General features: G+C 63.8%; 26 protein-coding genes. 17 read left to right on the top strand and 9 right to left on the bottom strand.

Going from position 1 to position 23359, the window contains the following annotated elements; all coding sequences use genetic code 11:
• Nucleotides 1–26: 26 nt before the first annotated feature.
• From secY to IE00_RS03030, 17 genes are all read left to right on the top strand, one after another.
• Nucleotides 27–1397: a preprotein translocase subunit SecY gene (secY, locus tag IE00_RS03110; RefSeq protein ID WP_072295557.1), complete on the top strand. Its 1371-nt coding sequence runs from the start codon at nt 27–29 to the stop codon at nt 1395–1397.
• 70 nt (nt 1398–1467) lie between these two features.
• The gene (locus tag IE00_RS03105; RefSeq protein ID WP_072295556.1) at nt 1468–2115 is read left to right on the top strand and encodes an adenylate kinase; all 648 of its coding nucleotides are present in this window, start codon (nt 1468–1470) and stop codon (nt 2113–2115) included.
• Between the two features lie 180 nt (nt 2116–2295).
• Entirely contained in the window at nt 2296–2664 is a 369-nt protein-coding gene (gene rpsM / locus IE00_RS03100; protein ID WP_072295555.1) for a 30S ribosomal protein S13, read from the top strand.
• A gap of 11 nt (nt 2665–2675) precedes the next feature.
• Nucleotides 2676–3065: a 30S ribosomal protein S11 gene (rpsK, locus tag IE00_RS03095; protein WP_042247912.1), complete on the top strand. Its 390-nt coding sequence runs from the start codon at nt 2676–2678 to the stop codon at nt 3063–3065.
• 115 nt (nt 3066–3180) lie between these two features.
• Nucleotides 3181–4197: a DNA-directed RNA polymerase subunit alpha gene (locus IE00_RS03090; protein WP_072295554.1), complete on the top strand. Its 1017-nt coding sequence runs from the start codon at nt 3181–3183 to the stop codon at nt 4195–4197.
• Nucleotides 4198–4313: 116 nt separating this feature from the next.
• Nucleotides 4314–4733: a 50S ribosomal protein L17 gene (gene rplQ, locus IE00_RS03085; protein ID WP_072295553.1), complete on the top strand. Its 420-nt coding sequence runs from the start codon at nt 4314–4316 to the stop codon at nt 4731–4733.
• 287 nt (nt 4734–5020) lie between these two features.
• Nucleotides 5021–5632, top strand: a complete 612-nt coding sequence (locus IE00_RS03080) for an autoinducer binding domain-containing protein (protein ID WP_072295552.1) — start codon at nt 5021–5023, stop codon at nt 5630–5632.
• A 58-nt stretch (nt 5633–5690) separates the two neighbouring features.
• The gene (locus tag IE00_RS03075; RefSeq protein ID WP_072295551.1) at nt 5691–6281 is read left to right on the top strand and encodes an acyl-homoserine-lactone synthase; all 591 of its coding nucleotides are present in this window, start codon (nt 5691–5693) and stop codon (nt 6279–6281) included.
• Between the two features lie 54 nt (nt 6282–6335).
• Nucleotides 6336–7658, top strand: coding sequence for a replication-associated recombination protein A (locus tag IE00_RS03070; RefSeq protein WP_072295550.1), 1323 nt, complete (start codon nt 6336–6338; stop codon nt 7656–7658).
• Between the two features lie 31 nt (nt 7659–7689).
• Nucleotides 7690–8064 (top strand): CrcB family protein, encoded by a 375-nt coding sequence (locus IE00_RS03065; protein WP_072295549.1) that lies wholly within the window; start codon nt 7690–7692, stop codon nt 8062–8064.
• Complete coding sequence (locus IE00_RS03060) at nt 8061–9110, top strand: RluA family pseudouridine synthase (protein WP_072295548.1); 1050 nt, start codon at nt 8061–8063, stop codon at nt 9108–9110. The genes IE00_RS03065 and IE00_RS03060 overlap by 4 nt, the downstream gene beginning before the upstream one ends.
• Nucleotides 9107–9763, top strand: coding sequence for an HAD-IA family hydrolase (locus IE00_RS03055; protein ID WP_072295547.1), 657 nt, complete (start codon nt 9107–9109; stop codon nt 9761–9763). The genes IE00_RS03060 and IE00_RS03055 overlap by 4 nt, the downstream gene beginning before the upstream one ends.
• Nucleotides 9760–10473 (top strand): ATP12 family chaperone protein, encoded by a 714-nt coding sequence (locus IE00_RS03050; protein WP_072295546.1) that lies wholly within the window; start codon nt 9760–9762, stop codon nt 10471–10473. Before IE00_RS03055 ends, IE00_RS03050 begins: the two co-directional genes overlap by 4 nt.
• A gap of 169 nt (nt 10474–10642) precedes the next feature.
• The gene (locus tag IE00_RS03045; RefSeq protein ID WP_072295545.1) at nt 10643–11668 is read left to right on the top strand and encodes an amino acid ABC transporter substrate-binding protein; all 1026 of its coding nucleotides are present in this window, start codon (nt 10643–10645) and stop codon (nt 11666–11668) included.
• A 132-nt stretch (nt 11669–11800) separates the two neighbouring features.
• Nucleotides 11801–13057, top strand: a complete 1257-nt coding sequence (locus tag IE00_RS03040; RefSeq protein ID WP_072295544.1) for an amino acid ABC transporter permease — start codon at nt 11801–11803, stop codon at nt 13055–13057.
• 2 nt (nt 13058–13059) lie between these two features.
• Nucleotides 13060–14514 (top strand): amino acid ABC transporter permease, encoded by a 1455-nt coding sequence (locus IE00_RS03035; protein ID WP_072295543.1) that lies wholly within the window; start codon nt 13060–13062, stop codon nt 14512–14514.
• Nucleotides 14515–14525: 11 nt separating this feature from the next.
• Entirely contained in the window at nt 14526–15314 is a 789-nt protein-coding gene (locus tag IE00_RS03030) for an amino acid ABC transporter ATP-binding protein (protein WP_072295542.1), read from the top strand.
• 66 nt (nt 15315–15380) lie between these two features.
• Here IE00_RS03030 and IE00_RS03025 read toward each other — a convergent pair whose 3' ends face one another.
• The 9 genes from IE00_RS03025 to rnpA form a co-directional block, all read right to left on the bottom strand.
• Nucleotides 15381–15899: a histidine phosphatase family protein gene (locus IE00_RS03025; protein WP_072295541.1), complete on the bottom strand. Its 519-nt coding sequence runs from the start codon at nt 15897–15899 to the stop codon at nt 15381–15383.
• A gap of 119 nt (nt 15900–16018) precedes the next feature.
• A complete protein-coding gene (argB, locus tag IE00_RS03020; RefSeq protein ID WP_072295663.1) occupies nt 16019–16918 on the bottom strand; it encodes an acetylglutamate kinase in 900 nt (299 codons plus the stop codon).
• A gap of 62 nt (nt 16919–16980) precedes the next feature.
• The gene (gene yihA / locus IE00_RS03015) at nt 16981–17631 is read right to left on the bottom strand and encodes a ribosome biogenesis GTP-binding protein YihA/YsxC (RefSeq protein WP_072295540.1); all 651 of its coding nucleotides are present in this window, start codon (nt 17629–17631) and stop codon (nt 16981–16983) included.
• Nucleotides 17628–18389 carry an MOSC domain-containing protein gene (locus IE00_RS03010; RefSeq protein ID WP_072295539.1) on the bottom strand — a complete coding sequence of 254 codons (762 nt, stop codon included), beginning with the start codon at nt 18387–18389 and terminating at the stop codon, nt 17628–17630. The genes yihA and IE00_RS03010 overlap by 4 nt, the downstream gene beginning before the upstream one ends.
• The gene (yidC, locus tag IE00_RS03005; RefSeq protein WP_072295538.1) at nt 18386–20233 is read right to left on the bottom strand and encodes a membrane protein insertase YidC; all 1848 of its coding nucleotides are present in this window, start codon (nt 20231–20233) and stop codon (nt 18386–18388) included. The genes IE00_RS03010 and yidC overlap by 4 nt, the downstream gene beginning before the upstream one ends.
• A gap of 134 nt (nt 20234–20367) precedes the next feature.
• A complete protein-coding gene (locus tag IE00_RS03000; RefSeq protein ID WP_072295537.1) occupies nt 20368–21708 on the bottom strand; it encodes an EAL domain-containing protein in 1341 nt (446 codons plus the stop codon).
• A 58-nt stretch (nt 21709–21766) separates the two neighbouring features.
• Nucleotides 21767–22654 (bottom strand): tRNA 2-thiocytidine(32) synthetase TtcA, encoded by an 888-nt coding sequence (ttcA, locus tag IE00_RS02995; RefSeq protein WP_072295536.1) that lies wholly within the window; start codon nt 22652–22654, stop codon nt 21767–21769.
• An 11-nt stretch (nt 22655–22665) separates the two neighbouring features.
• On the bottom strand, nt 22666–22929 hold the full coding sequence (gene yidD / locus IE00_RS02990) for a membrane protein insertion efficiency factor YidD (RefSeq protein WP_072295535.1): 264 nt from the start codon (nt 22927–22929) through the stop codon (nt 22666–22668).
• Nucleotides 22926–23336 carry a ribonuclease P protein component gene (gene rnpA / locus IE00_RS02985; RefSeq protein WP_072295534.1) on the bottom strand — a complete coding sequence of 137 codons (411 nt, stop codon included), beginning with the start codon at nt 23334–23336 and terminating at the stop codon, nt 22926–22928. Before rnpA ends, yidD begins: the two co-directional genes overlap by 4 nt.
• Nucleotides 23337–23359: the final 23 nt, after the last annotated feature.

Genomic DNA, 23359 nt, shown 5'->3' with positions numbered 1-23359 from the left:
GCTGTCATGACACGGGACGGACACACATGGCGTCAGCCGCAGAACAGATGGCCGCGAACCTCTCATGGGGTCAGCTTGGAAGGGCCACGGAACTTCGCCAACGGATCTGGTTCACGATCGGTGTTCTGATCATGTATCGCATCGGCACCTATATCCCCGTGCCGGGGATCGACGGGGCCGCCTTGCGCAACTTCATGGATCAGGCCCAGTCCGGGATCGGCGGCATGCTGTCGATGTTCACGGGTGGCGCATTGGGCCGGATGGGCGTCTTCGCCCTTGGCATCATGCCCTATATCTCGGCCTCGATCATCGTCCAGCTTCTGACTTCGATGGTTCCCTCGTTGGAACAGTTGAAGAAGGAAGGCGAGCAGGGCCGCAAGAAGATCAACCAATATACGCGCTATGGCACCGTCGCCCTGGCCCTGTTCCAGGCTTACGGTCTGGCACGCAGCCTGGAAGCGGGCGGACTGGCGCATGATGCCGGCCTGTTCTTCCAGGCATCCGTCGTCATCACGCTGGTCGGCGGCACTATGTTCCTGATGTGGCTGGGTGAACAGATCACAGCGCGCGGCATCGGCAACGGCATCTCGCTGATCATCTTCGTCGGCATCCTGGCCGAGATCCCCGCGGCGCTGGCGAACTTCTTTGCCCAGGGGCGTTCGGGCGCGATCTCGACCCCGGTGATCCTGTTCGTGATCGTGATGTTGATCGCTGTGATCGCCTTCGTGGTCTTCATGGAGCGGGCGTTGCGCAAGATCCGCATCCAGTATCCCCGGCGCCAGGTCGGCATGAAGGTCTATGACGGCCAGTCCAGCCACCTGCCCGTCAAGGTGAACCCCGCAGGCGTGATCCCGGCCATCTTCGCCAGTTCGCTGCTGCTGCTGCCGATCACGATCTCGACCTTCTCGGGCAACGAATCCGGTCCGATCATGTCGACGATCCTGGCCTATTTCGGCCCCGGCCAGCCGCTCTATCTGCTGTTCTTCGCGTCGATGATCGTGTTCTTCACGTATTTCTACACGCAGAACGTGTCGTTCAAGACCGATGATGTCGCCGACAACCTGAAGAATCAGGGCGGCTTCATTCCCGGCATCCGGCCCGGCAAGCGCACGCAGGAATACCTGGACTATGTCGTGAACCGGGTTCTGGTCATCGGTTCGGCCTATCTGGCGCTGGTCTGCCTGATGCCGGAAATCCTGCGCACGCAGTTCTCGATCCCGGTCTATCTGGGCGGCACCTCGGTGCTGATCGTGGTCTCGGTGACGATGGACACGATCAACCAGGTCCAGAGCCATCTGCTGGCCCACCAATACGAAGGGCTGATTGAGAAATCCCAGCTGCGCGGTAAGCGTAAGCCGGGAACCGCCAAGCCGCGCCGCGCACCGTCGCGCCGCTGACCGGGCGGCCGACGCCTTAAACATGACGCGAAAAATGGCCCAAGACCGGCCAGCCTGAGGGGGACACGCCATGACCATCAACATCATCCTGCTGGGGCCTCCGGGTGCCGGCAAAGGCACTCAGGCCCGCCGCCTGGTCGAGGAACGGGGCCTGGTCCAGCTGTCCACCGGCGACATGCTGCGTGCCGCGCGCAGCTCGGGTACCGAGATGGGCCAGCGCGTCGCCGAGGTCATGGACCGGGGCCAGCTGGTCACCGACGAGATCGTCATCGGCCTGATCCGCGAACAGCTGGCCAAGGGCGGAAACGGCTTTATCTTCGACGGCTTCCCCCGCACCCTGGCCCAGGCCGACGCGCTTGGGGATCTGCTGGCCGATACCGGCATGTCGCTGGATGCCGTCATCGAGATGCAGGTCGACGACGAGGCGCTGGTGCGTCGCATTACCGGCCGCTTCACCTGCGGCAATTGCGGCGAGGTCTATCATGACGAGACCAAGCCCACCGCCCAGCCAGGTGTCTGCGATGTCTGCGGGTCGACCGACCTGAAGCGCCGCGCCGACGACAATGAAGACAGCCTTAAGACCCGGCTGCTGGAATATTACAAGAAGACATCGCCGCTGATCGGCTACTACTATGCCAAGGACAGGCTGGCGCAGGTCGATGGGCTGGCGCCCATGGACCAGGTCGGCGCCGATATCGCCCGGGCCTTGGAGGCCTGAGCCGAAGCGATGCGGAACCGGGCTTGACCCGGTCCCGCTCTGTCGATAAATCACGGCATCTCGTAAGAGAATCGCCCGGCAACGGGTGGTCATCGATTTGGCCCGAAGGCATGGCTTTCGGGCCTTGCGTTGTGAAAAAAGGTTCCGGTGCTACGGAACCGCAACTGAAAAGGAAAACGCGTGGCTCGTATTGCTGGCGTCAACATTCCGACGGGGAAACGCGTCCCCATCGCACTGACCTATATCCACGGCATTGGCGACATGTTCGCCAAGCAGATCTGCGAAGCGACCGGGATCGACCTGACCCGCCGCGTCAACGAACTGTCGGATGCCGAAGTCCTGTCGATCCGCGAATACATCGACGCCAACCTGACAGTCGAGGGCGATCTGCGCCGCGAAGTTCAGATGAACGTCAAGCGCATGATGGATCTGGGCTCCTATCGCGGTCTTCGCCACCGTCGCGGCCTTCCGGTCCGCGGTCAGCGCACGCACACCAATGCGCGCACCCGTAAAGGCCCGGCAAAAGCCATTGCCGGCAAGAAGAAGTAAGGGGTAGCGACATGGCACGTGATAAAACTCGCATGAAGCGTAAAGAGCGCAAGAACATCGCCACCGGCGTTGCTCATGTGAACTCCAGCTTCAACAACACCAAGATCCTGATCTCGGACGTTCAGGGCAACGCGATCGCGTGGTCCTCGGCCGGCACGATGGGCTTCAAGGGTTCGCGCAAATCGACCCCCTATGCCGCTCAGATGGCTGCCGAAGATGCAGGCCGCAAGGCGCAGGAACACGGCGTCCGTACGCTGGACGTCGAAGTTCAGGGCCCCGGCTCGGGCCGCGAATCGGCCCTGCGCGCGCTGGCTGCTGCAGGCTTCAACATCACGGCCATCCGTGACGTGACGCCGATCGCCCATAACGGCTGCCGTCCTCCGAAGCGTCGCCGCGTCTGATTTCGGATCATCAACGACCGGACCGCACGTATTCCGCGCGGTCCGGATTTTCGCATTTAACCTCGGGCGTTTCCGACTTTGGTCATGAGACGGGGACAGGTATGGAGGCAAACCCATGATCCACAAGAATTGGGCCGAACTGATCAAGCCGACTCAGTTGGCCGTCAAGCCGGGCGCAGACGCGACCCGCACGGCGACCGTGGTCGCCGAACCGCTGGAGCGCGGCTTCGGCCTGACGCTTGGCAACGCGCTGCGCCGCGTCCTGATGTCGTCGCTGCAAGGCGCGGCCATCACCTCGGTCCAGATCGACAACGTCCTGCATGAATTCAGCAGCGTCGCCGGCGTCCGCGAGGATGTCACCGACATCGTGCTGAACCTGAAGGGCGTCACGCTGAAGATGGATGTCGAAGGCCCCAAGCGTCTGACGCTGTCGGCCAAGGGCCCGGGCGAGGTCAAGGCAAGCGACATCCAGGAAACGGCCGGGATCACCATCCTGAACCGCGACCATGTCATTTGTCACCTGGATGACGGCGCCGACCTGAACATGGAACTGACCGTGCAGACGGGCAAGGGCTATGTCGCGGCCGACAAGAACCGTCCCGAAGATGCCCCCATCGGCCTGATCCCGATCGACGCGATCTTCTCGCCGGTCAAGCGCGTCAGCTATGAAGTCACCCCGACCCGCGAAGGTCAGGTGCTGGATTATGACAAACTGACCATGAAGATCGACACTGACGGGTCGCTGACCCCGGAAGACGCCGTGGCCTATGCCGCGCGCATCGTCCAGGACCAGCTCTCGGTCTTCGTCAACTTCGACGAGCCGGAAGCCGCCAGCCGTCAGGACAGCGACGAGGGTCTGGAATTCGATCCGCGTTTGCTGAAGAAGGTCGACGAGCTGGAGCTGTCGGTCCGTTCGGCGAACTGCCTGAAGAACGACAACATCGTCTATATCGGCGACCTGATCCAGAAGACCGAAGCCGAGATGCTGCGCACCCCGAACTTCGGCCGCAAATCCTTGAACGAGATCAAGGAAGTGCTGTCGGGCATGGGTCTGCACCTGGGCATGGACGTGGTCGATTGGCCGCCGGAGAACATCGAAGACCTGGCAAAGCGTTTCGACGACCAGTTCTGAGATTGCGGCGGGGCGCCTTGACGGCGCCTTGCCACACGATGGGCGCAAGCCCCAAGGAGAGCGGTCCGCTACGCATGGGCCGCCGGACAAAGCAAAAGACGTTTTAGGAGAATATCATGCGTCACGCACGTGGCTATCGCCGCCTCAACCGTACCCACGAACACCGCAAGGCGCTGTTCGCCAACATGTCCGGCTCGCTGATCGAGCACGAGCAGATCAAGACCACCTTGCCGAAAGCCAAGGAACTGCGTCCGATCATCGAAAAGCTGATCACGCTGGCAAAGCGCGGCGACCTGCACGCACGCCGCCAGGCCGCGTCGCAGCTGAAGCAGGACATGCATGTCGCCAAGCTGTTCGACGTTCTGGGTGAGCGTTACAAGGATCGCCAGGGTGGCTATGCCCGCATCCTGAAGGCCGGTTTCCGTTATGGCGACATGGCACCGATGGCCATCATCGAACTGGTCGACCGCGACACCTCGGCCAAGGGTGCTGCGGACCGCGCGCGCCTGGAAGCAGAGTTCGCCGCCGAAGAGTGATCTCCGGATCACCGTCAGGTTGAATCAACCCCGTCGTGCAGCCGCATGGCGGGGTTTTTTCGCCACTTGCATGACGTGACGTTACGCAATCTTTGCACGCGAAACTTCCACGCGGCCCGATGCTTGAAGTAGGCTTGCGCAATGTGGAAGCGCACGCCCCATGACTTTCACGGAGGAAATTCGATGTATCAGGCGGAATTCTTACGCCCATTAACTTGCGGGAAACTATATCACCCCAAGCTGACCATGAAGATTCTCCCCATTCCTTGCAACTTGTACAAAAAACCATGTCATCTCGTGCAGATATAAACGCCGGACTCGCGAAGCTGGGCAAGCTTGCCCACTCGGGGTATTTCGTTGGTCTGCACATCCGCTTTGCGGCGCCGTTGATGCAGTTTCAGACCTATTCCGAGGAATGGTCGGAGTTCTATTCGCAAAACGGCTATGCTCTGCGGGACCCCACGATCGCTTGGGGCTTTTCGACGACCGGCGCGTGCCGCTGGTCGGCGCTGCCGATTCCCGACCCCTTCAACATCCTGCGCGAGGCTGCGAATCACGGCCTCACCTATGGTCTGACGGTGTCGAACGGACCCATCTCGTCGCGGACGATCGCCTCCTTCGGGCGGGCCGACCGCGAGTTCACCGATGACGAGATCGAGCAGATCTCGGTCACGATAAAGCGGCTTCATGAAATCACAGAGCCGCCTGCGAGCCTGACAAAAGCTCAGAAAGAAGCCCTTCGCTGCATCGCACAGGGTGATCGTCACGCGGCGGCGGCTGCAAAGCTTGGTATTACCGAAAGCGCGTTCAAGGCGAGGCTTATTTCAGTCCGTGAACGGCTGAAGGCGAGAACGACCGCCGAGGCGCTGCAACGGGCCAAGGAATACCGTTTGCTGTAGATGTCACCTTGGGGTCCGCATGGCAGGGAAGGGGGCCCTTACACCCCAGGAGCATCGAATGCAGATCACGACCCTGTCTTTTTCAAACCTTCACAATCATGGTGAATTGTTCGCCAATCTTTTCCGGGCCAGAAAGCAGAGCTTTATCGTTCACAAGAACTGGGATCTTCCGGAATCGGACGACATGGAGTTCGACCAGTATGACACTCCCCAGAGCCGCTGGATCGCCATCCACGACATGGGCGAGGTTCTGGCAGGCATCCGCCTGACGCCGACCACGGCGCGCTGCGGCATTTATTCCTACATGATCCGGGACGCGCAGGAAGGTATCCTTGGCGGATCGATCCCCCAGGATCTGCTGGATCAGAAGGCGCCGGTCGATCCGCATGTGTGGGAATGTTCGCGGGTCTTTGTCAGCCATTCGATCCCGCAGATGTATCGTCGCAAGGTGCATTTCAAGATGGTCGAGGCCATGACATCCTCGGCCCGCGATCTTGGCGCGACCAAGCTGATCGCGCTGACGGGGGCCAACTGGCCGCGCTGGTACGGCCGCTGCGGTCTGACCGCCGAAGCCCTGGGCCGCGAGATGTGGATCGACGACGGGCATTTCCAATGCGTTGCCATCGATCTGGCGTCCAAGATGCACTGACGGTCGCGAATGGGGGCTGTTGCATGCGGTGCGACGGCCCTAGACTGCGCCATCATGGCTGACCTGTTCGATCCTTCTCCGACTCCGACCCCGAAACCCGCGGCTGGCAGCGGTCCAAGGCCGCTGGCGGACCGCATCCGTCCCTCTCGCCTGTCCGAGGTGATCGGGCAAGGCAAGGTGCTGGGACCCGACGGCCCGCTTGGCAGCATGCTGGCGGCAAACAGCCTGTCTTCGCTGATCCTGTGGGGGCCGCCCGGTGTCGGCAAGACGACCATCGCCCGCCTGCTGGCGGACGAAACCGATCTGGCCTTCGTTCAGATCAGCGCGATCTTTACCGGTGTCCCTGATTTGCGGAAGGTTTTCGACGCCGCCCGGCTGCGGGCCGGTCAGGGGCGTGGAACGCTGCTTTTCGTCGACGAGATCCACCGCTTCAACAAGGCGCAGCAGGACAGTTTCTTGCCGCATATGGAAGACGGCACCATTCTGCTGGTCGGGGCGACGACCGAGAACCCCAGCTTCGAGCTGAACGCCGCCGTCATGTCGCGGGCGCAGGTCATCGTGCTGGAGCGTCTGTCGCTGGCCGATCTGGAACTGATGGCCCAACGGGCCGAGCGCGAGATCGGTCGCAAGCTGCCCCTGACCGCCGAGGCGCGCGACGCCCTGCTGGAGATGGCCGATGGCGACGGCCGCGCGGCGCTGAACCTGATCGAGCAGGTGGCGGCGTGGAAGACCGACGGCAAGATCGACCGCGACGCCCTGGCGCAGCGCCTGATGAAGCGGGCGGCGAAATACGACAAGTCGGGGGATGAACATTACAACCTGATTTCGGCACTGCACAAATCGGTGCGGGGCAGCGATCCCGACGCGGCGCTTTACTGGTTCGCGCGCATGCTGGAGGGCGGCGAGGACCCCCGATACCTGGCGCGGCGCATCACCCGCATGGCGGTCGAGGATATCGGCCTGGCCGATCCGGCCGCGGCGCGTCACTGTCTGGATGCCTGGGCGATGTATGAACGCCTTGGCAGCCCCGAAGGGGAACTGTCGCTGGCTCAGGCGGTGCTGTATCTGGCCTTGGCGCCGAAATCGAACGCCGGCTATGCCGCCTACAAGAACGCCCGCGCCGAGGCACGGCGCACCGGCAGCCTGACGCCCCCCGCCCATATCCTGAACGCCCCCACCAAGATGATGAAGGAACAGGGTTATGGCGCCGGATATGCCTATGACCACAATGAGGAAGACGGCTTCAGCGGGCAGAACTACTTCCCTGACGGCATGAAGCGCCCTGTGCTCTATAATCCGGTCGAACGGGGGTTCGAGCGGGAGTTGAAACGCCGCCTGGACTGGTTTGTGGCGCAGCGCCTGAAGCGCGGCGGTTGACTTTGTCCGCTGCTGGCGACACACCCGCGCGATGATGAATCCCTTTCTTCAGGTCGCGATCGGCGGTGCCTTGGGCGCCACCGGTCGTTTCGCCGTTTACCGGATGATCCCGTCCCATTGGGCCGCGCTTGGCCTTGCGACGGGCGTGGTGAACATTGTCGGGTCGTTCCTGATGGGGCTGCTGGCGGCGCTGTTTGCGCATCGTCTTGGAAACGCCTATGCGCCCCTGCTGCTGACGGGGTTCCTGGGCGGGTTCACGACGTTTTCGGCCTTTTCGCTGGATGTGCTGACGATGTGGGAACGGGGTCAGGGCGCGATTGCCCTGGCATATGTGGCGGGCACGGTCCTGCTGTCGCTGGCGGCCGTCATGGCGGGGCTGGCCTTGGGTCGAGGAATATGGGCATGAGCGGCGTACAGACAATTCAGGTCACCGAAGAAGACGGCGAACAGCGGCTGGACCGCTGGTTGCGCAAGCGTTTCCCGCATGTGTCGCAGGTGGCCATCGAAAAGCTGTGCCGTACCGGCCAGCTGCGCGTCGATGGCGGCCGCGTCAAGGGCGCCACCCGCGTCCAGCCCGGCCAGGAGATTCGCATTCCGCCCATGCCCGAACCGGGTCCGGCGCGCGAACGCAGCGAACGGCCCCTGGGACCGCAGGTCAACGATGCCGATGTGCAGATGATCCAGGAGGCCGTCCTGTGGAAGGACGACCATATCATCGCGCTGAACAAGCCGCCGGGTCTGCCCAGCCAGGGGGGCAGTGGTCTTGGCGGTCGCCATGTGGACGGGCTGACCACCGCGCTGATGTTCGGTTACAAGGAGCGCCCCAAGCTGGTGCACCGGCTGGACAAGGATACCTCGGGCATCCTGCTGCTGGCGCGGACCGACCGGATCGCGCGGGCCCTGTCCGAAGCGTTCCGCCTGCGCAGCACGCGCAAGATCTATTGGGCGGCCGTCGCGGGCGTGCCCCATCCCCGGATGGGCACGATCCGCTATGGTCTGGTCAAGGGCGGCCATCGCGGCGGGGATGAGAAGATGATCGCCGTCCATCCCCGCGACATCGACAAGACCGAAGGCGCCAAGCGCGCCACCACCGATTACGCCGTGCTGGATGCGCTTGGGACGCGCACCAGCTGGTGCGCGCTGGTGCCGATCACGGGCCGTACTCACCAACTCCGGGCGCATATGGCCGAATTGGGCCATCCGATCATCGGCGACGGCAAATATGGCGGGTCGGGCCAGGAAAACCTGGGCGATGGCTGGGGCGCACAGCTGGGCGGAGAGATCAGCAAGAAGCTGCATCTGCACGCCCGCAGCCTGACCTTCGATCATCCGATCACCAAGAAGCGCATCACCCTGACCGCGCCCTTGGCCGAACACATGTCCCGCACGTGGAAATCGCTTGGCTGGCATGAAAACGACGTGCCCGCCGATCCCTTCGCGGAGGACGAATGAGGCTTGTCGTCTTCGACGTCGATGGCACGCTGGTCGACAGCCAGGGGCTGATCCTGACGGCCATGGACAGCGCCTTCGCGGGGGCGGGGCTGGCGCCCTTGCCGCGCGAACAGGTCCTGTCCATCGTCGGGCTGTCCCTGCCGGTGGCCGTCGCGCATCTGCTGCCCGGTGCCTTGCCCGATCAGCAGGACCGGGTGGTCGAGGGCTACAAGACCGCCTATGCCGCCGCCCGTGCCGCGCAGGCCGCGCCGCTGTATCCGGGTGTGGCCGCATGTCTGGATCGGCTTGCGGCGCGCGACGATCTGCTGCTGGCGGTGGCCACCGGCAAGTCGCGCCGGGGCCTGGATGCGGTCATCGCGACCCATGGCTGGCAAGGCCGCTTCATCAGCCTGCAGACCGCGGATGGGCATCCGTCAAAGCCGCATCCCTCGATGCTGCATGCCGCGATGTCGGATGCCGGGGTCGGCCCCGCCGATGCGGTGATGATCGGCGATACCAGCTTTGACATGCAGATGGCGGGCAATGCCGGGATGGCGGGCTTTGGCGTCGCATGGGGGTATCACACCCGCGATGCGCTGATCCAGACAGGCGCGGCCCGCATCTTCGACGATTTCGCATCCCTCACCCAAGCCATCGAGGAGTGGTCGGCATGACCGAATGGAAAGCACGCCGGTTCTGGAAAGCCGCCGCAACCCGCCCCGTCGACGACGGATGGGAGATCGCCTTGGACGACCGTCCCCTGCGCACGCCCGGCAAGAAGCCCCTGATCCTGCCGACCCGGGACCTGGCGCTGGCGGTGGCGCAGGAATGGGACGCCCAGGACGATATCATCCGCCCCGACACCATGCCCCTGACGCGGGCCGCCAATTCGGCCGTCGAAAAGGTGGCGCCCCAGTTCCAAGGGGTTGCGACCATGCTTGCCGAATATGGCGGCACCGATCTGCTGTGTTATCGGGCAACCGAGCCCCAGCCCCTGATCAGGCTTCAGGCCGAGGCGTGGGACCCGCTGATCGATTGGGCTGCCACCTGTCACGACGCCCCGCTGCAGGTCACCCATGGCGTCATTCCGGTCGACCAGCCCGCCGAATCGCTGATGCGTCTGCATGGCCAGGTGGCGGGTCTGGACCTGTATGGACTGACGGCGCTGCATGACCTGGTGACGATTCCCGGGTCCCTGGTGCTGGGTCTGGCGGTCGTGCAGGGGCGTCTTGACGCAACGGAATCCTTCCGCCTGTCGCGCGTCGACGAGGAGTTCCAGATCGCCAATTGGGGCGAGGATGAGGATGCCCAGCAGGCTGCGGCCGCGCGTTTGCTGGCGATGAAACAGGCAGAGCGCCTGTGGCATCTGTCGCGCCGGGGTTGAAAGCGCTTTGCGGTTGGCCGGCGGTTCTTGACGCGGGGCTTTGTATCGGCACAATGTCGCCTATTGGGGCAACGAAACTGCGCCGAGAAAAAGAACAAGGGCCGGAAATTCGGTCCATCCCGCGTCAGGCCGATCCTGTCGGTCCCGGCGCTCCAACACAGAGGTAGCAATGACAAAATCGGTTTTCCTGGGAACAGTGGCCGCAGCGACGTTGATCGCCGGCATGGGCATGGCCCAAGAAGGTTCGACCCTGGCCCAGGTCAAGGAACGCGGCGAGCTGAACTGCGGCGTGAATACCGGCCTGGTGGGCTTTGCCGCCCCCGATGCGAACGGCAACTGGGCAGGCTTCGACGTGGCGCTGTGCCGCGCGGTCGCTGCTGCGGTGCTGGGTGATGCATCCAAGGTCAAGTTCGTCCCGACCACCGGCCAGACGCGCTTCACGGCCGTCAGCTCGGGCGAGGTGGACGTCCTGGCCCGCAACTCGACCTGGACCTATTCGCGCGACACCGACCTGAAGCTGGATTTCGTGGGCGTCAACTATTACGACGGCCAGGGCTTCATGGTGAACAAGGAACTGGGCGTCACATCGGCCAAGGAACTGGACGGCGCGACGATCTGCATCCAGACCGGCACCACGACCGAGCTGAACCTGGCCGATTACTTCCGCGCCAACCAGATGGAATACACGCCCGTCAACATCGACAGCAACGCCGAGGGTGAACAGCAGTACATGGCGGGCGCCTGCGATGCCTATACCACCGACGCATCCGGCCTTGCCGCGACCCGCGCCGCCTTCGCCAACCCCGAGAACCACATCATCCTGCCCGAGATCATCTCGAAGGAACCGCTTGGGCCGGCCGTGCGCCATGGCGACAACAACTGGGGCGACATCGTCCGCTGGACGCTGAACGCGCTGATCGCCGCCGAGGAATACGGCGTCACCTCGCGCAACATCGAGGAACTGGTCCGGTCTTCCGAAAACCCCGAGGTCCAGCGCCTTCTGGGCACGACCGACGAACTGGGCGCCATGATGGGGCTTGATGCCGATTGGGCCAAGCGCGCCATCCTGGCCAGCGGCAACTATGGCGAGATCTTCGCCGCCAATATCGGCGAACAGACCCCGATCGGCCTGGCCCGCGGGTTGAACGCCCAGTGGACCCAGGGCGGCCTGCTCTACGCACCGCCGTTCCGCTGATCCGGACGGACTGAAGGACCGGGCCCGTGCTGGGCCCGGTCCGCACCCTTCGGGGCCCTTCCAACAACGACAAACCCGCCACCGACATAAACGGCGCAAAGCCGTACCGGCGGGCCACAGGGGTATAACAAGATGACGGACGTCTCGGCATCGGCGCATGCGTCGTTCCGGCCCAGCATGCTGATCTATGATCGGCGCTATCGGTCCCTGACCTTTCAGGTCATCGTGTTCATACTGGTCATGGCCGCCTTGTGGTGGCTGATCGGGAACACCATCAGCAACCTGAACGCCATGGGCAAGAGCTTTGATTTCGGCTTCCTGTTCCAGCGTGCGGGATACGACATTTCCGGGACGCCCATCCCTTACACGGGCAATGATTCCCACCTGCGCGCGACGATGGTCGGCCTGCTGAACACGCTGATCGTGTCGATCCTGGGCTGCATCGCGGCCACGATCATGGGGGTCGCGGTCGGCGTGGCACGCCTGTCCAAGAACTGGCTCTTTGCCCGGCTGATGACGGTCTATGTCGAGATCTTCCGCAACATTCCCCTGCTGCTGTGGATCCTGGTCATCTATGCCGTCTTCACCGAGATCCTGCCCGCCCCCAACGCCTATCGCGGAGAGAACCCCGTCTGGTCGATGATCCTGTTCGACCATGTCGCGTTGACCAACCGCTATACCGCGATCCCGACGCTTGGCATGGACAATGATCCCGGCAGCCTGGACCTGGGCGCCCGGGTCACCGTCAACTGGGCGACCGTCGCCTTCTTTGTCGCGCTGGTCGGCGGCTGGTTCATCCGTCGGGCGATCAACGCCCATGCCCAAAGGGTTCAGGACCGCACCGGCGTCCGCCCCGCGACGCTGTGGAAGAACCTGGCGGTCATGATCCTGCCCTCGCTGTTCCTGATCTGGTATTTCGGGCTGCACCTGCTGGCTCCCTCGCTTCAGGGCTTCAACTTCACCGGCGGGCTGAACATCACCAACTCGCTGGTGGTGCTGTGGCTGGCGCTGACGCTCTATACCGCTGCCTTCATCGCCGAGATCGTACGCGCCGGCATCCTGGCCGTCAGCCGCGGCCAGTCCGAGGCCGCCTTCGCCCTGGGCCTGCGCCCCAAGCGTACGATGAACCTGGTGATCCTGCCGCAGGCGCTGCGGGTGATCATTCCGCCGCTGATTTCCCAGTATCTGAACCTGACCAAGAACAGCTCGCTGGCCATCGCCGTGGGCTACATGGATCTGCGCGGCACGCTTGGCGGCACCACGCTGAACCAGACCGGCCGAGAGCTGGAGGCCATCGTGCTGATGATGCTGATCTATCTTGCTCTCAGCCTGATCATCTCGGCGGGCATGAACATCTTCAACTCTCGCGTCAAACTGAAGGAACGGTAAGGATGAGCGATACCCATGCCCAAACCGTGCCCTTCGTGCGCGATACGATGCTGCCGGCGACCCCGCCGCCCGCCACCCAGGCCGGCGCCGTGCGCTGGCTGCGCGAAAACCTGTTCTCGGGGCCGGTCAACACGGTCCTGACCATCGTCGGCCTGCTGATCATCTGGTTCCTGGTCTCGCATTACTGGGACTGGTTCGCCCATTCCGTCTGGAACGCGAACAGCCTGAACGAATGCCGCCAGATCATCATCGACACCTGGGGCGAGGGCGCCCGCGGCGCCTGCTTCGCGGTGATCCGCGAACGCTGGAACCAGTATGTCTTCGGCTTCTATCCGCCCGAACTCTATTGGCGGCCCACCATGACCTTCGGCCTGCTGATGGTGGCGCTGGTGCCGGTGCTGTTCTCGGCCTCGCTGACGATCCGTCGGGCAGTGCTGGTCATCACGGCCATCGCGACGCTGGCCTCGATGATCGCGCTTGGATCGCCCGTCATCTGGCTGGCCTTCACGGCACTGGTTCTGGCCGGGGGCTTTGTCGCATCGGAACGCAACCTGGGCTGGCTGCTGCCGTTTTCGATGCTCTATCCGCTGATGGGGGTCTGGTTCCTGTGGGGCGGCAGCGTCTGGGGGCCTGTCTTCGTGCTGGTCGGGCCCGTACTGGGCTGGATCGCATGGCGCCTTCTGGCAGCCCGCATGCCGGTGATCGCGGTGCTGGCCGGGGTCGTCGTGACGCTGCTGTTCTGGCTGTTCCTGTCGGGATCGGCGGCCGAAGACGCGCAGCGCCTGCTGCCGATGGGGATCGAGGCCGTGCGTTCGGACCGGTTCGGCGGCTTCCTTCTGTCGGTCACGATCGGCGTGGCGGGCATCGCGCTGTCGCTGCCGCTTGGGATCGTGCTGGCCCTGTCGCGGCAATCGGACATGTTCCTGATCAAGTCGCTGTCGGTGGTCTTCATCGAATTCATCCGCGGCGTGCCCCTGATCACGCTGCTGTTCGTGGCCTCGCTGCTGCTGAATTATTTCTTGCCGCCCGGCACCAGCTTCGACATCATCTTGCGCGTCATCATCATGGTGACCCTGTTCGCCGCCGCCTATATGGCCGAGGTGATCCGGGGGGGCCTGGCCGCCCTGCCGCGCGGGCAGTACGAGGCCGCCGACGCCCTGGGGCTGGATTACTGGAAGGCGCAGCGCCTGATCATCCTGCCGCAGGCGCTGAAGATCAGCATCCCCGGCATCGTCTCGACCTTCATCGGGATGTTCAAGGACACGACGCTGGTCACCTTCGTGGGGCTTTACGACCCGCTGAAATCCATGTCGGACGCCGTTCGCGCCAATATCGAATGGAAGGGCATCTATTGGGAGCCTTTCATCTTCGTCGGCGCCATCTTCTTCATCATCTGCTTCGCCATGTCCCGGTACTCGATGTATCTGGAACGTCGCCTGCAGCGTGACCACAAGTAAGGATCAGATCCATGAGTGAAGCGATCAACCGGCAGGTCGACCACAGCCACATGCAGGTCAGCGACCGCGTGGCCATCGACATCCGCAACATGAACAAATGGTACGGCACCTTCCACGTGCTGCGCGACATCGATCTGACCGTCTATCAGGGCGAACGCATCGTCATCGCGGGGCCTTCGGGGTCGGGAAAATCGACCCTGATCCGCTGCATCAACCGGCTTGAGGAACATCAGGCCGGCCATATCAGCGTCGACGGGGTCGAGCTGACGAGCGACATCAAGAACATCGACAAGGTGCGGTCCGAGGTCGGGATGGTCTTCCAGCATTTCAACCTGTTCCCGCATCTGACGGTGCTGGAAAACTGCACCCTGGCGCCGATCTGGGTCCGCAAGACCCCCCGCCGCGAGGCCGAGGCCACGGCCATGCATTTCCTGGAAAAGGTCAAGATCCCCGACCAGGCGCATAAATATCCGGGTCAACTGTCAGGTGGCCAGCAACAGCGGGTCGCCATCGCGCGGTCGCTGTGCATGCAGCCCAAGATCATGCTGTTCGACGAACCGACCAGCGCCCTTGACCCCGAGATGATCAAGGAAGTCCTGGATACCATGATCCAGCTGGCCGAAGAGGGGATGACGATGATCTGCGTGACCCATGAGATGGGCTTTGCCCAGGCCGTGGCGAACCGCGTGATCTTCATGGATCAGGGTCAGATCGTCGAACAGAACACCCCGTCCGAGTTCTTCAACAACCCCAAATCCGAACGGACCAAGCTGTTCCTCAGCCAGATTCTGGGGCACTGACAACGGTCTGAAACGAAGCGGGGCCGGGGCGATCACCCCGGCCCCCGTTCGCTTGCGCGGCCTGTCTCAGTCGCGCCCGTCGAAGCGGACGAAATCCATCACGCTGCCCTGTCCGGGCTGGACTTGGTCCCAGCTGTCCACCTGGAAATCGACGACCAGCGTCGCGGCGGTCGCATAACGGCGGAATTCCGGGTCCATCGGCACCCGTGCCGGCAACCGCGCCGCAAATTCCGAGATGCCGGGATTGTGGCCCAGCATCATCACCGTGGGCTGGGTCGCCGTGCGCAGCACCGCCAGCATCTTTTCGGGACCTGCCTGATAGAGCGCCTGTTCAAAGCGCACCTGCGGGCGCACCTCGATCGCGGCGCCGGCGATGACGTTCCAGGTTTCCTGGGTGCGTGCGGCGGTCGAACACAGCACCTCTTCGGGTTCATAGCCGCGGCTGGCCAGCCAGTCGCCCAGTGCCAGCGCCGAACGGCGGCCGCGATCGTTCAGCGGACGATCGTGATCGTCCAGCGTCGGATCGTCCCAGGCCGATTTGGCATGGCGGGTCAGGATCAGGCGTCGATGTCCAAGGGGGGTCATGGGGTGCGGCCTCTTTCTGCCATGCTCTGTGTCTTGGCAGACTGCCACAGGATTTGTGGATACGGCAAGCAAATCAAGGTCGTCGCGGAAAACCCGCGACAACCCGCCTTGTAAGCGGACTAGAGGCCGGGATCGACCTGCCGCAATCCGCGCGGAACGACACGCGGCTCGGTCTTGCGGATCAGCGATCCTGCGCCATGTTCGGTGAACAGCTCCAGCAGACAGGCATTGGGCACCCGTCCATCTAGGATGACGACGGCGCGCACGCCCTTTTCGATGGCTTCCAGCGCGGTTTCGGTCTTGGGAATCATGCCACCGGCGATCTGTCCGTCGGCAATCATCTGGCGCACCTGGTCTGGATGCAGCTGGGTCACGACCTCTCCGCTGGCATCCTTGACACCCGCGACATCGGTCAAAAGCAGCAGACGATCCGCCTGCAGTGCCCCCGCGATGGCGCCCGCAGCCGTGTCGCCATTGACGTTGAAGGTCTCGTTATCGGCCATCCCGGTCGCCACCGGGGCGATCACCGGGATCATGCCGGCGCCGTAAAGGTCGCGGATGATCTGGACGTTCATCTCGATCGGGCGGCCGACGAAGCCCAGTTCGGGGTCGTCCACCTCGCAGACCATCATGTCGTCATCCTTGCCCGAGATGCCGACCGCGCGTCCGCCCGCGTCGTTGATCGCCTGAACGATGCGCTTGTTGACCAGCCCCGACAGGACCATTTCCACCACCTCGACGGTTTCCTTGGTGGTGACGCGCTTGCCGCGGACAAAGCGGCTTTCGATGCCCAGCCTGTCCAGCAGGTTGTTGATCATCGGGCCGCCGCCATGACAGACGATGGGGTTCATGCCGACCTGCTTCATCAGCACGATGTCGCGTGCGAATTCGGCCATCGCATCATCGTCGCCCATCGCGTTGCCGCCGAATTTGACCACGACGACCGAATTGGAATAGCGCTGCAGATAGGGCAGGGCCTCTGACAGGGTACGAGCGGTGGCGATCCAGTCACGGTTCATGTTCTGCTTTCTCATCCTCAAGATCCTTGGGCGACGGTCGGACCCTATGGCGCAAGGCCGGGTCAGTCCAGTCCGGCGATGATGGTGCGCAAGGTGGCGATGCCCTCGTTCTTTTCCGAGGATGTCACGACCAGTTCGGGATAGGCGGCGGGGTGCTTCTGCAATTCCTCGGCCACCTGGGCCAGAACCGGCTTCAGGGCGTTCGGACCCAGCTTGTCGGTCTTGGTCATCACGACCTGGAAGGGCACGGCCGAGCGATCCAGCAGTTTCATGATCTCGTGGTCGACTTCCTTGACGCCGTGGCGGGCGTCGATCAGGCAAAAGGCGCGTTTCAACGTCTGGCGACCGGCCAGATAGGTCTTCAGCAGCGCCTGCCATTTGGCCACGATCGCCAGCGGCGCCTTGGCATAGCCATAGCCCGGAAGGTCGACCAGGTAGGAATGTTCGCCAAGCGTGAAATAGTTGATTTCCTGCGTCCGGCCCGGTGTGTTCGATGCGCGCGCCAGCCCCTTGCGACCGGTCAGGGCGTTGATCAGGCTGGACTTTCCCACGTTGCTGCGGCCGGCGAAGCAGACCTCGGGGCGGGTGGCAGGGGGCAGGCCGTCCATGTGCACGACGCCCTTCAGGAAATCGACGGGTCCCGCGAACAGCAGGCGCGCGGCTTCGGCTGCGGCGGGATCGGGATCGGCGGCGACGGGGAAATTGACTTTCATGAGGTGATCGGGTCCTTGAGGCGGATCGCGCCGCCCGTGACGACTTCGGCAAAGACGCCGAAATCCGTATGTCCGTAATGGCGCTGCAAACAGCCGATCATGTCAAGATCGACGCGCCCCGTGGTCGTGTCGGCATTGGTGGCAGCGCAGCGGCCGATATGGTCGGTGATGCGCAGCTCGGCCTCTCCGATATGGATGATCTGGCCGATCAGGCTGCGTTCGTGAAAGGCGGGCCAGCCCTGGACCCACAGGTTGCCGCGCCAGCGATGGGTGCCCAGCTCCAGCCCGGCCCTGGTCGACAGGTCCGCCAGGCTGTCCAGCGACAGGATCGAGATCCAGGGCCATTTCTGGTCGGTCCAGATCGCGGCACCGCGAACAAGGCGCGTCGGCTGCGGGGCATCGGCAGGCCACAGCGGCCGCAGCCATGCGACCAGCGCGTCGCCTTCTGTATCGGGGTCGATGGTGATGTCGGTTTGCCGGGGGTGGGACAGGGTCAGCTTGTCGCCGTCCCATCCGCCGGTGACGGCCTGCAGATCGGGGCAGACGGCCCCGCGCAGAAAGCAGGATTTGGGCAGCCAGCGATCCGGCTGTCCCATCGATTGGCTGGCCAGTGCGTGGCGTTCGCCGCTTTCGGTCAGGATCGCAAAGCTGCGGTCGCCGGGCAGGCGGCGGGCCGCCTGCAGGGTCACGCCGTCCAGCCCCTCACCACCGACCGACTTGATCGGATGGCGGCGGATCAGGGCCAGATGCGCGGTCACTTTCCTTTGCCCTTGGCGCCCTTGGCAGGGATCTTGGGCATCGAGGACTTGATGTTGCCGAACATGTCGGGACGGTGTCCGTGCATCGACATGATCGTGTACTGCTGCAGGATCGTGATCGTGTTGTTGGTGATCCAGTAGAGCACCAGCCCCGAGGCGAAGCCGCCCAGCATGAACATGAAGACCCACGGCATCCAGGCAAAGATCATCTTCTGCGCGGGATCGGCGGGCGCCGGGTTCAGGCGCTGCTGCATCCACATGCTGATGCCCAGCAGGATCGCCAGCACGGGCAGCGACAGCGAGTGCAGCAGCGTGCCCTGCGCCGGTGCCGCATAGGGCAGCAGGCCGAACAGGTTCAGCAGGCTGGAGGGATCGGGCGCGGAAAGGTCGCGGATCCAGCCGAAGAAGGGCGCGTGACGCAGTTCGATCGTGACGAAGATCACCTTGTAGAGCGAGAAGAAGATCGGGATCTGCAGCAGGACGGGCAGACAGCCGGCCGCGGGGTTCACCTTTTCACGCTTGTACAGCTCCATCGTCTCCTTCTGGAACTTCATGCGGTCGTCGCCGGTGCGTTCCTTCAGTTCCTGGATCTGCGGCTGCAATTCCTTCATCTTTGCCATCGAGATGTAGGATTTGCGCGCCAGCGGGAAGACCAGCGTCTTCAGCACGAAGGTCAGCGCGATGATCGCAAGACCCATGTTGCCGATGATGCCGTTCAGCCAGTGCAGCAGCTGGAAGATCGGCTTGGTCAGGAAATAGAACCAGCCCCAGTCGATCGAATCGACCAGACCCTTGATCCCGACGCCGTCCTCATAGCCCTTCAGGACTTCCCAGACCTTGGCGCCTGCGAACAGATAGCTGTCGGCCGTCACCTGCGTGCCCGGTGCGACGGTCTGCATCGGGAAGCGGGCCTCGGTCTGATAGATGTCGGCGCCGTCGGCGTATTTCACGACCGCGGTGAAGGCCTGCCCGGGGGCGGGGGCCAGCGTGGTCATCCAGTATTTGTCGGTGAAACCGATCCAGCCATCCGCGCTGACGTCATAGACCTGCGCGCGGCCTTCGCGGGCGATCGGGTCCAGATCGGCGATGTTCTTGTATTTTTCCTCGATCAGCGTGCCGTCGTGCATGCCGACGACGCCTTCGTGCAGGACGAAGAAGTTCTGCGTGTCAGGGCGGCCATGGCGCGCGATGATGCCATAGGGGGCGGCGGCGAAATCGGCGTCGCCGTCGTTCTGCAGGCTCTGCGAGACGCTGAACAGATAGTTCTCGTCCAGGCTGAAGGTGCGGCGGAAGATCTGGCCTGCGCCGTTGTCCCACGCCAGCGTCACCGGCTGGCCGGGGGCCAGCGTGCTGCCCGATTCCTGCGTCCAGACCGTGGTCGGGTTCGGAACCAGTTCGGGATCGGTGCCGGGGCCGGGGGTCCAGCCATAGACGGTGTAATAAGGCTTGGTCGCGCCCGTTTCGATATTGCCGTCGGCCGTTGCCGAGGAGGGCGACAGAAGCCGCACATCGGGCGAGCCCTCGTCCAGCGTTTCCTGATAGCGGGTCAGCAGCAGGTCGTCGATGCGCCCCCCTGCCAGCGAGATCGAGCCTTCCAGAGCCGGCGAACGGATGTCGATGCGGCCCGCGGGCTGCGCCTGATCGGCCAGGTCGGCAGGTGCGGCCGTCGTCGTGCCTTGCGGGGTGCCTGCCGTCAGGGGCTGGTCGCCCACCGATTGTTCGGCCAGCGGCTGGCCCGAAGGTTGGTCGGATACGGGTTCCGGAGCGAAGACCGTGTACCAGACCAGGATCACCAGAAACGACAGGACCGTCGCCAGGATCAGATTGCGGTTATTGTCTTCCATTCCCTCACCACTGTCATCGCGTCAGTCGCGCCGGTTCAACAGAACGGACCCCGAAAGGTCAAGCGGATTTGGCCGGATGGGCAGGAATGCTTGGGGAATCGGTCATATCCGGCCCATTTGGACCGGGCTGATGGTCAGATGCGGCGCGCGATGCTGGGAAGATCCGCCGCGGCGGCACTGTGACGGGCCAGGAAATCCATGGTCGCCGACAGCGGCATGGGGCGGGCGATGGCATAGCCCTGGACCTCGTCGCAGCCCATCTGGGCCAGGAAGGCGTGTTCCTCGCGGGTTTCGACGCCCTCGGCCAGGGCGGCGATGCCAAGCCGTTCGGCCAGCGCCAGGATGGCCAGGATCATCCGCTGCTGCCCCGGATCGATGTCGCAGCCGGTGACGAAGCTGCGGTCCAGCTTGATGCGGTGGATGCCGAATTGCCGGATGGCGTCCAGGCTGGCATAGCCGGTGCCGAAATCATCCAGGTCGATATGGCAACCCGCCTTGGACATCTTGCGCAGATTCACCCGCACATCGGCATTGCTGGTCACCGGGCCGACACTCTCCAGCACCTCGATCACCAGCCGTTCGGGGCGGATCTCGTGGCGGTCCAGTTCCCACAGCAGGCAATCGGCGAAGCCGCGTTCCGACAATTCATGGTTCGAAATGTTGACCGACACGGTGGGCACGCAAAAGCCGGCATCGTCCCATTCCTTCAGCGCAGTCAGCGATTGCTGCAGCATGACATGGGTCAGGGCGGTGTGATCGGCATCCGACATCTGGGGCATGAAGACACCCGGTGCCAGGATGCCGCGGGTGGGGTGATTCCACCGGGCCAAGGCCTCGAAACCGGTGACGGAGCCCGAATGGCAGCAGATCTGCGGCTGGAACCAGGCCTCGACCTGGCCTGCCTTGATGGCTTCGCCGATGGTGACGATCAGCGGGGCACCCGCCAGCGCGGTATCATAGGGATAGAGCCGCAACTGGCCCAGATCACCGTCGGGCGTGTCCTGCAGCCTGCGCCTTGCATTGTCGATCAGGGTCTCGACCGGGGGCAGGTCGGGGCCGGGCAGGTGCGCCCGCGCCGGATCGGGTCCCGACAGGGACGAACCATCGGCATGCACCAGGGCACCGCTGATGACCGGCGTCAGGGTCTGTCCCGCCAGCGCGATCGGCGCCTGCGCCTGGCGATGCAGCCTGTGGGCGACCTGCATCGCGTCGCGGTCGGTGCGGTTGCGCAGCACGAAGGCGAACAGCCCCGGCGACAGGACACGCACCGGATCATAGGGCCGAACCGCCCGTCCCAGGGTCATCGACAGCTGCACCAGCAGGTGGCTCATGGCGGCCTTGTCCAGCGTGCGGGCTAGGATCTCGGTGTTTTCCAGCTGCAACAGCAGCACGCTGCGGGAATGGTCGCGGGCTTCGGCGGGGCAGCCCAGCAGCTTGCGGATCGGGGCGAAGAAACGCGTAACATTCTTGGACATGCCGGACCTTTCACGGAATCACCGTGGTCAGTCCTAATCCCGAAAGCTTTGCGTTCCGTTAAAGTTCCGGTCCTGAATCGCGCAGATTCGGCACGGCGTCCCCGTCCGGGTCGCTTTGGGCGGGAAAAAGCGCCGCGAAATCAAACAGCGCAGGGTCCAGAAGATGCGAAGGGCGCACATTCATCAGCGACCGGAACATCACTTGCCGCCGACCGGGGGTGCGCGCTTCCCATTCGTCCAGCAGGCGTTTGACTTGGACGCGCTGCAGCCCTTCCTGGCTGCCGCACAGATCGCAGGGAATGATGGGATAGTTCAGCGCCTTGGAAAACCGCTCGCAATCCGCTTCGGCGACATAGGCCAGCGGACGCAGCAGGGTCAGGTCGCCTTCCTCGTTCAGCAGCTTGGGCGGCATGGTGGCCAGGCGCCCGCCATGGAACAGGTTCATGAAGAAGGTTTCCAGGATGTCGTCGCGGTGATGGCCAAGGACCACCGCCGAACAGCCTTCCTCGCGCGCGATGCGATAGAGATTGCCCCGGCGCAGGCGCGAACACATCGCGCAATAGGTCCGGCCCGCAGGCGTCTTGTCCTTCACGATGGAATAGGTGTCGCGATATTCGATGCGATGTTCGACGCCGCGGGCCTTCAGGAATTCCGGCAGCACCGTGGCGGGAAAATTGGGCTGGCCCTGATCAAGATTGCAGGCCAACAAATCGACCGGCAGCAGGCCCCGCCATTTCAGCTCATGCAGAATCGCCAGCAGGGCATAGCTGTCCTTGCCGCCCGACAGGCAGACCAGCCAGCGATCGCCGGGACGGACCATGCCGTAATCCTCGATCGCGGCGCGGGTTTCCCGGACCATCCGCTTGCGCAGCTTGCGGAATTCCGTCGAGGAGGGCGCGCCTGCGAAAAGCGGGTGGATGTCCTTGTCGTCCAGATCGTCCAGCATGGTGGTCCCGTTCAGTGATGGTGGTCGCAGGTCTTGTCGGCGCAGGTGGTGTCGGTGCCGGGCACGGGATCGAAGCCGGACCCGCCCCAGGGGTGGCACCGTCCGATCCGGCGCAGCATCAGCCAGGTCCCGCGAAGGGCCCCGTGATGGTCCAGAGCCTGCAGCGCATAGGCCGAACAGGTCGGCTGAAAGCGGCAGCCTTGTCCCACCCAGGGCGAGGCGACCAGGCGATAGGCGCGGACCGGCAGCGCCATGACGTGGGCCAGCGGTTTCACTTGTGGACCTTGCGCATGGCGCGGGCGAAATCGTCGCAAAGCTGGGCGAAATCCAGGCTGACGGTGGCGCCGGGGCGTCCGACCAGCACATAATCCCAGCCCTGCTGCGCGGTCTGCGGCATGATCAGGCGGGCAATCTCGCGCAGCCGGCGCTTGGCGCGGTTGCGGGCGACGGCGTTGCCGACCTTCTTGGAACAGGTAAAGCCGATGCGCGCCGGACCCGCATCATCGCGATGACGTGCCTGCAGCAGAAAGCCGGGCATCGCCTGACGACGTGCCCTGGCGGCCGCCAGGAAATCGGCACGCTTGCCGATCACCGGGGGCATCTTGAACCCTTCGGCCACGCGAAATGCCGCCGTGCCGGCATCCTGGGGCTGGGTCTCAGCGGGATGGGGCAGTGGCGGCATGTCGAAAGCCTTCATGTGGCAGC

The sequence above is a fragment of the Paracoccus sp. SM22M-07 genome (assembly GCF_001887735.1).
In the GTDB taxonomy this organism is placed as follows: Bacteria; Pseudomonadota; Alphaproteobacteria; order Rhodobacterales; family Rhodobacteraceae; genus Paracoccus.
The sequence above is the reverse complement of the archived record's forward strand: the minus strand, read 5'-3'. Positions and strand labels throughout refer to the sequence as shown.

Bases quoted from the DNA above. Each gene is read 5' to 3' on its own strand.
- secY (WP_072295557.1), top strand. From the start codon at position 27: ATGGCGTCAGCCGCAGAACAGATGGCCGCGAACCTCTCATGGGGTCAG.
- IE00_RS03105 (WP_072295556.1), top strand. From the start codon at position 1,468: ATGACCATCAACATCATCCTGCTGGGGCCTCCGGGTGCCGGCAAAGGC.
- rpsK (WP_042247912.1), top strand. From the start codon at position 2,676: ATGGCACGTGATAAAACTCGCATGAAGCGTAAAGAGCGCAAGAACATC.
- IE00_RS03090 (WP_072295554.1), top strand. From the start codon at position 3,181: ATGATCCACAAGAATTGGGCCGAACTGATCAAGCCGACTCAGTTGGCC.
- rplQ (WP_072295553.1), top strand. From the start codon at position 4,314: ATGCGTCACGCACGTGGCTATCGCCGCCTCAACCGTACCCACGAACAC.
- IE00_RS03080 (WP_072295552.1), top strand. From the start codon at position 5,021: ATGTCATCTCGTGCAGATATAAACGCCGGACTCGCGAAGCTGGGCAAG.
- IE00_RS03075 (WP_072295551.1), top strand. From the start codon at position 5,691: ATGCAGATCACGACCCTGTCTTTTTCAAACCTTCACAATCATGGTGAA.
- IE00_RS03070 (WP_072295550.1), top strand. From the start codon at position 6,336: ATGGCTGACCTGTTCGATCCTTCTCCGACTCCGACCCCGAAACCCGCG.
- IE00_RS03065 (WP_072295549.1), top strand. From the start codon at position 7,690: ATGATGAATCCCTTTCTTCAGGTCGCGATCGGCGGTGCCTTGGGCGCC.
- IE00_RS03060 (WP_072295548.1), top strand. From the start codon at position 8,061: ATGAGCGGCGTACAGACAATTCAGGTCACCGAAGAAGACGGCGAACAG.
- IE00_RS03055 (WP_072295547.1), top strand. From the start codon at position 9,107: ATGAGGCTTGTCGTCTTCGACGTCGATGGCACGCTGGTCGACAGCCAG.
- IE00_RS03050 (WP_072295546.1), top strand. From the start codon at position 9,760: ATGACCGAATGGAAAGCACGCCGGTTCTGGAAAGCCGCCGCAACCCGC.
- IE00_RS03045 (WP_072295545.1), top strand. From the start codon at position 10,643: ATGACAAAATCGGTTTTCCTGGGAACAGTGGCCGCAGCGACGTTGATC.
- IE00_RS03040 (WP_072295544.1), top strand. From the start codon at position 11,801: ATGACGGACGTCTCGGCATCGGCGCATGCGTCGTTCCGGCCCAGCATG.
- IE00_RS03035 (WP_072295543.1), top strand. From the start codon at position 13,060: ATGAGCGATACCCATGCCCAAACCGTGCCCTTCGTGCGCGATACGATG.
- IE00_RS03030 (WP_072295542.1), top strand. From the start codon at position 14,526: ATGAGTGAAGCGATCAACCGGCAGGTCGACCACAGCCACATGCAGGTC.
- IE00_RS03025 (WP_072295541.1), bottom strand. From the start codon at position 15,899: ATGACCCCCCTTGGACATCGACGCCTGATCCTGACCCGCCATGCCAAA.
- argB (WP_072295663.1), bottom strand. From the start codon at position 16,918: ATGAACCGTGACTGGATCGCCACCGCTCGTACCCTGTCAGAGGCCCTG.
- yihA (WP_072295540.1), bottom strand. From the start codon at position 17,631: ATGAAAGTCAATTTCCCCGTCGCCGCCGATCCCGATCCCGCCGCAGCC.
- yidC (WP_072295538.1), bottom strand. From the start codon at position 20,233: ATGGAAGACAATAACCGCAATCTGATCCTGGCGACGGTCCTGTCGTTT.
- IE00_RS03000 (WP_072295537.1), bottom strand. From the start codon at position 21,708: ATGTCCAAGAATGTTACGCGTTTCTTCGCCCCGATCCGCAAGCTGCTG.
- ttcA (WP_072295536.1), bottom strand. From the start codon at position 22,654: ATGCTGGACGATCTGGACGACAAGGACATCCACCCGCTTTTCGCAGGC.
- rnpA (WP_072295534.1), bottom strand. From the start codon at position 23,336: ATGCCGCCACTGCCCCATCCCGCTGAGACCCAGCCCCAGGATGCCGGC.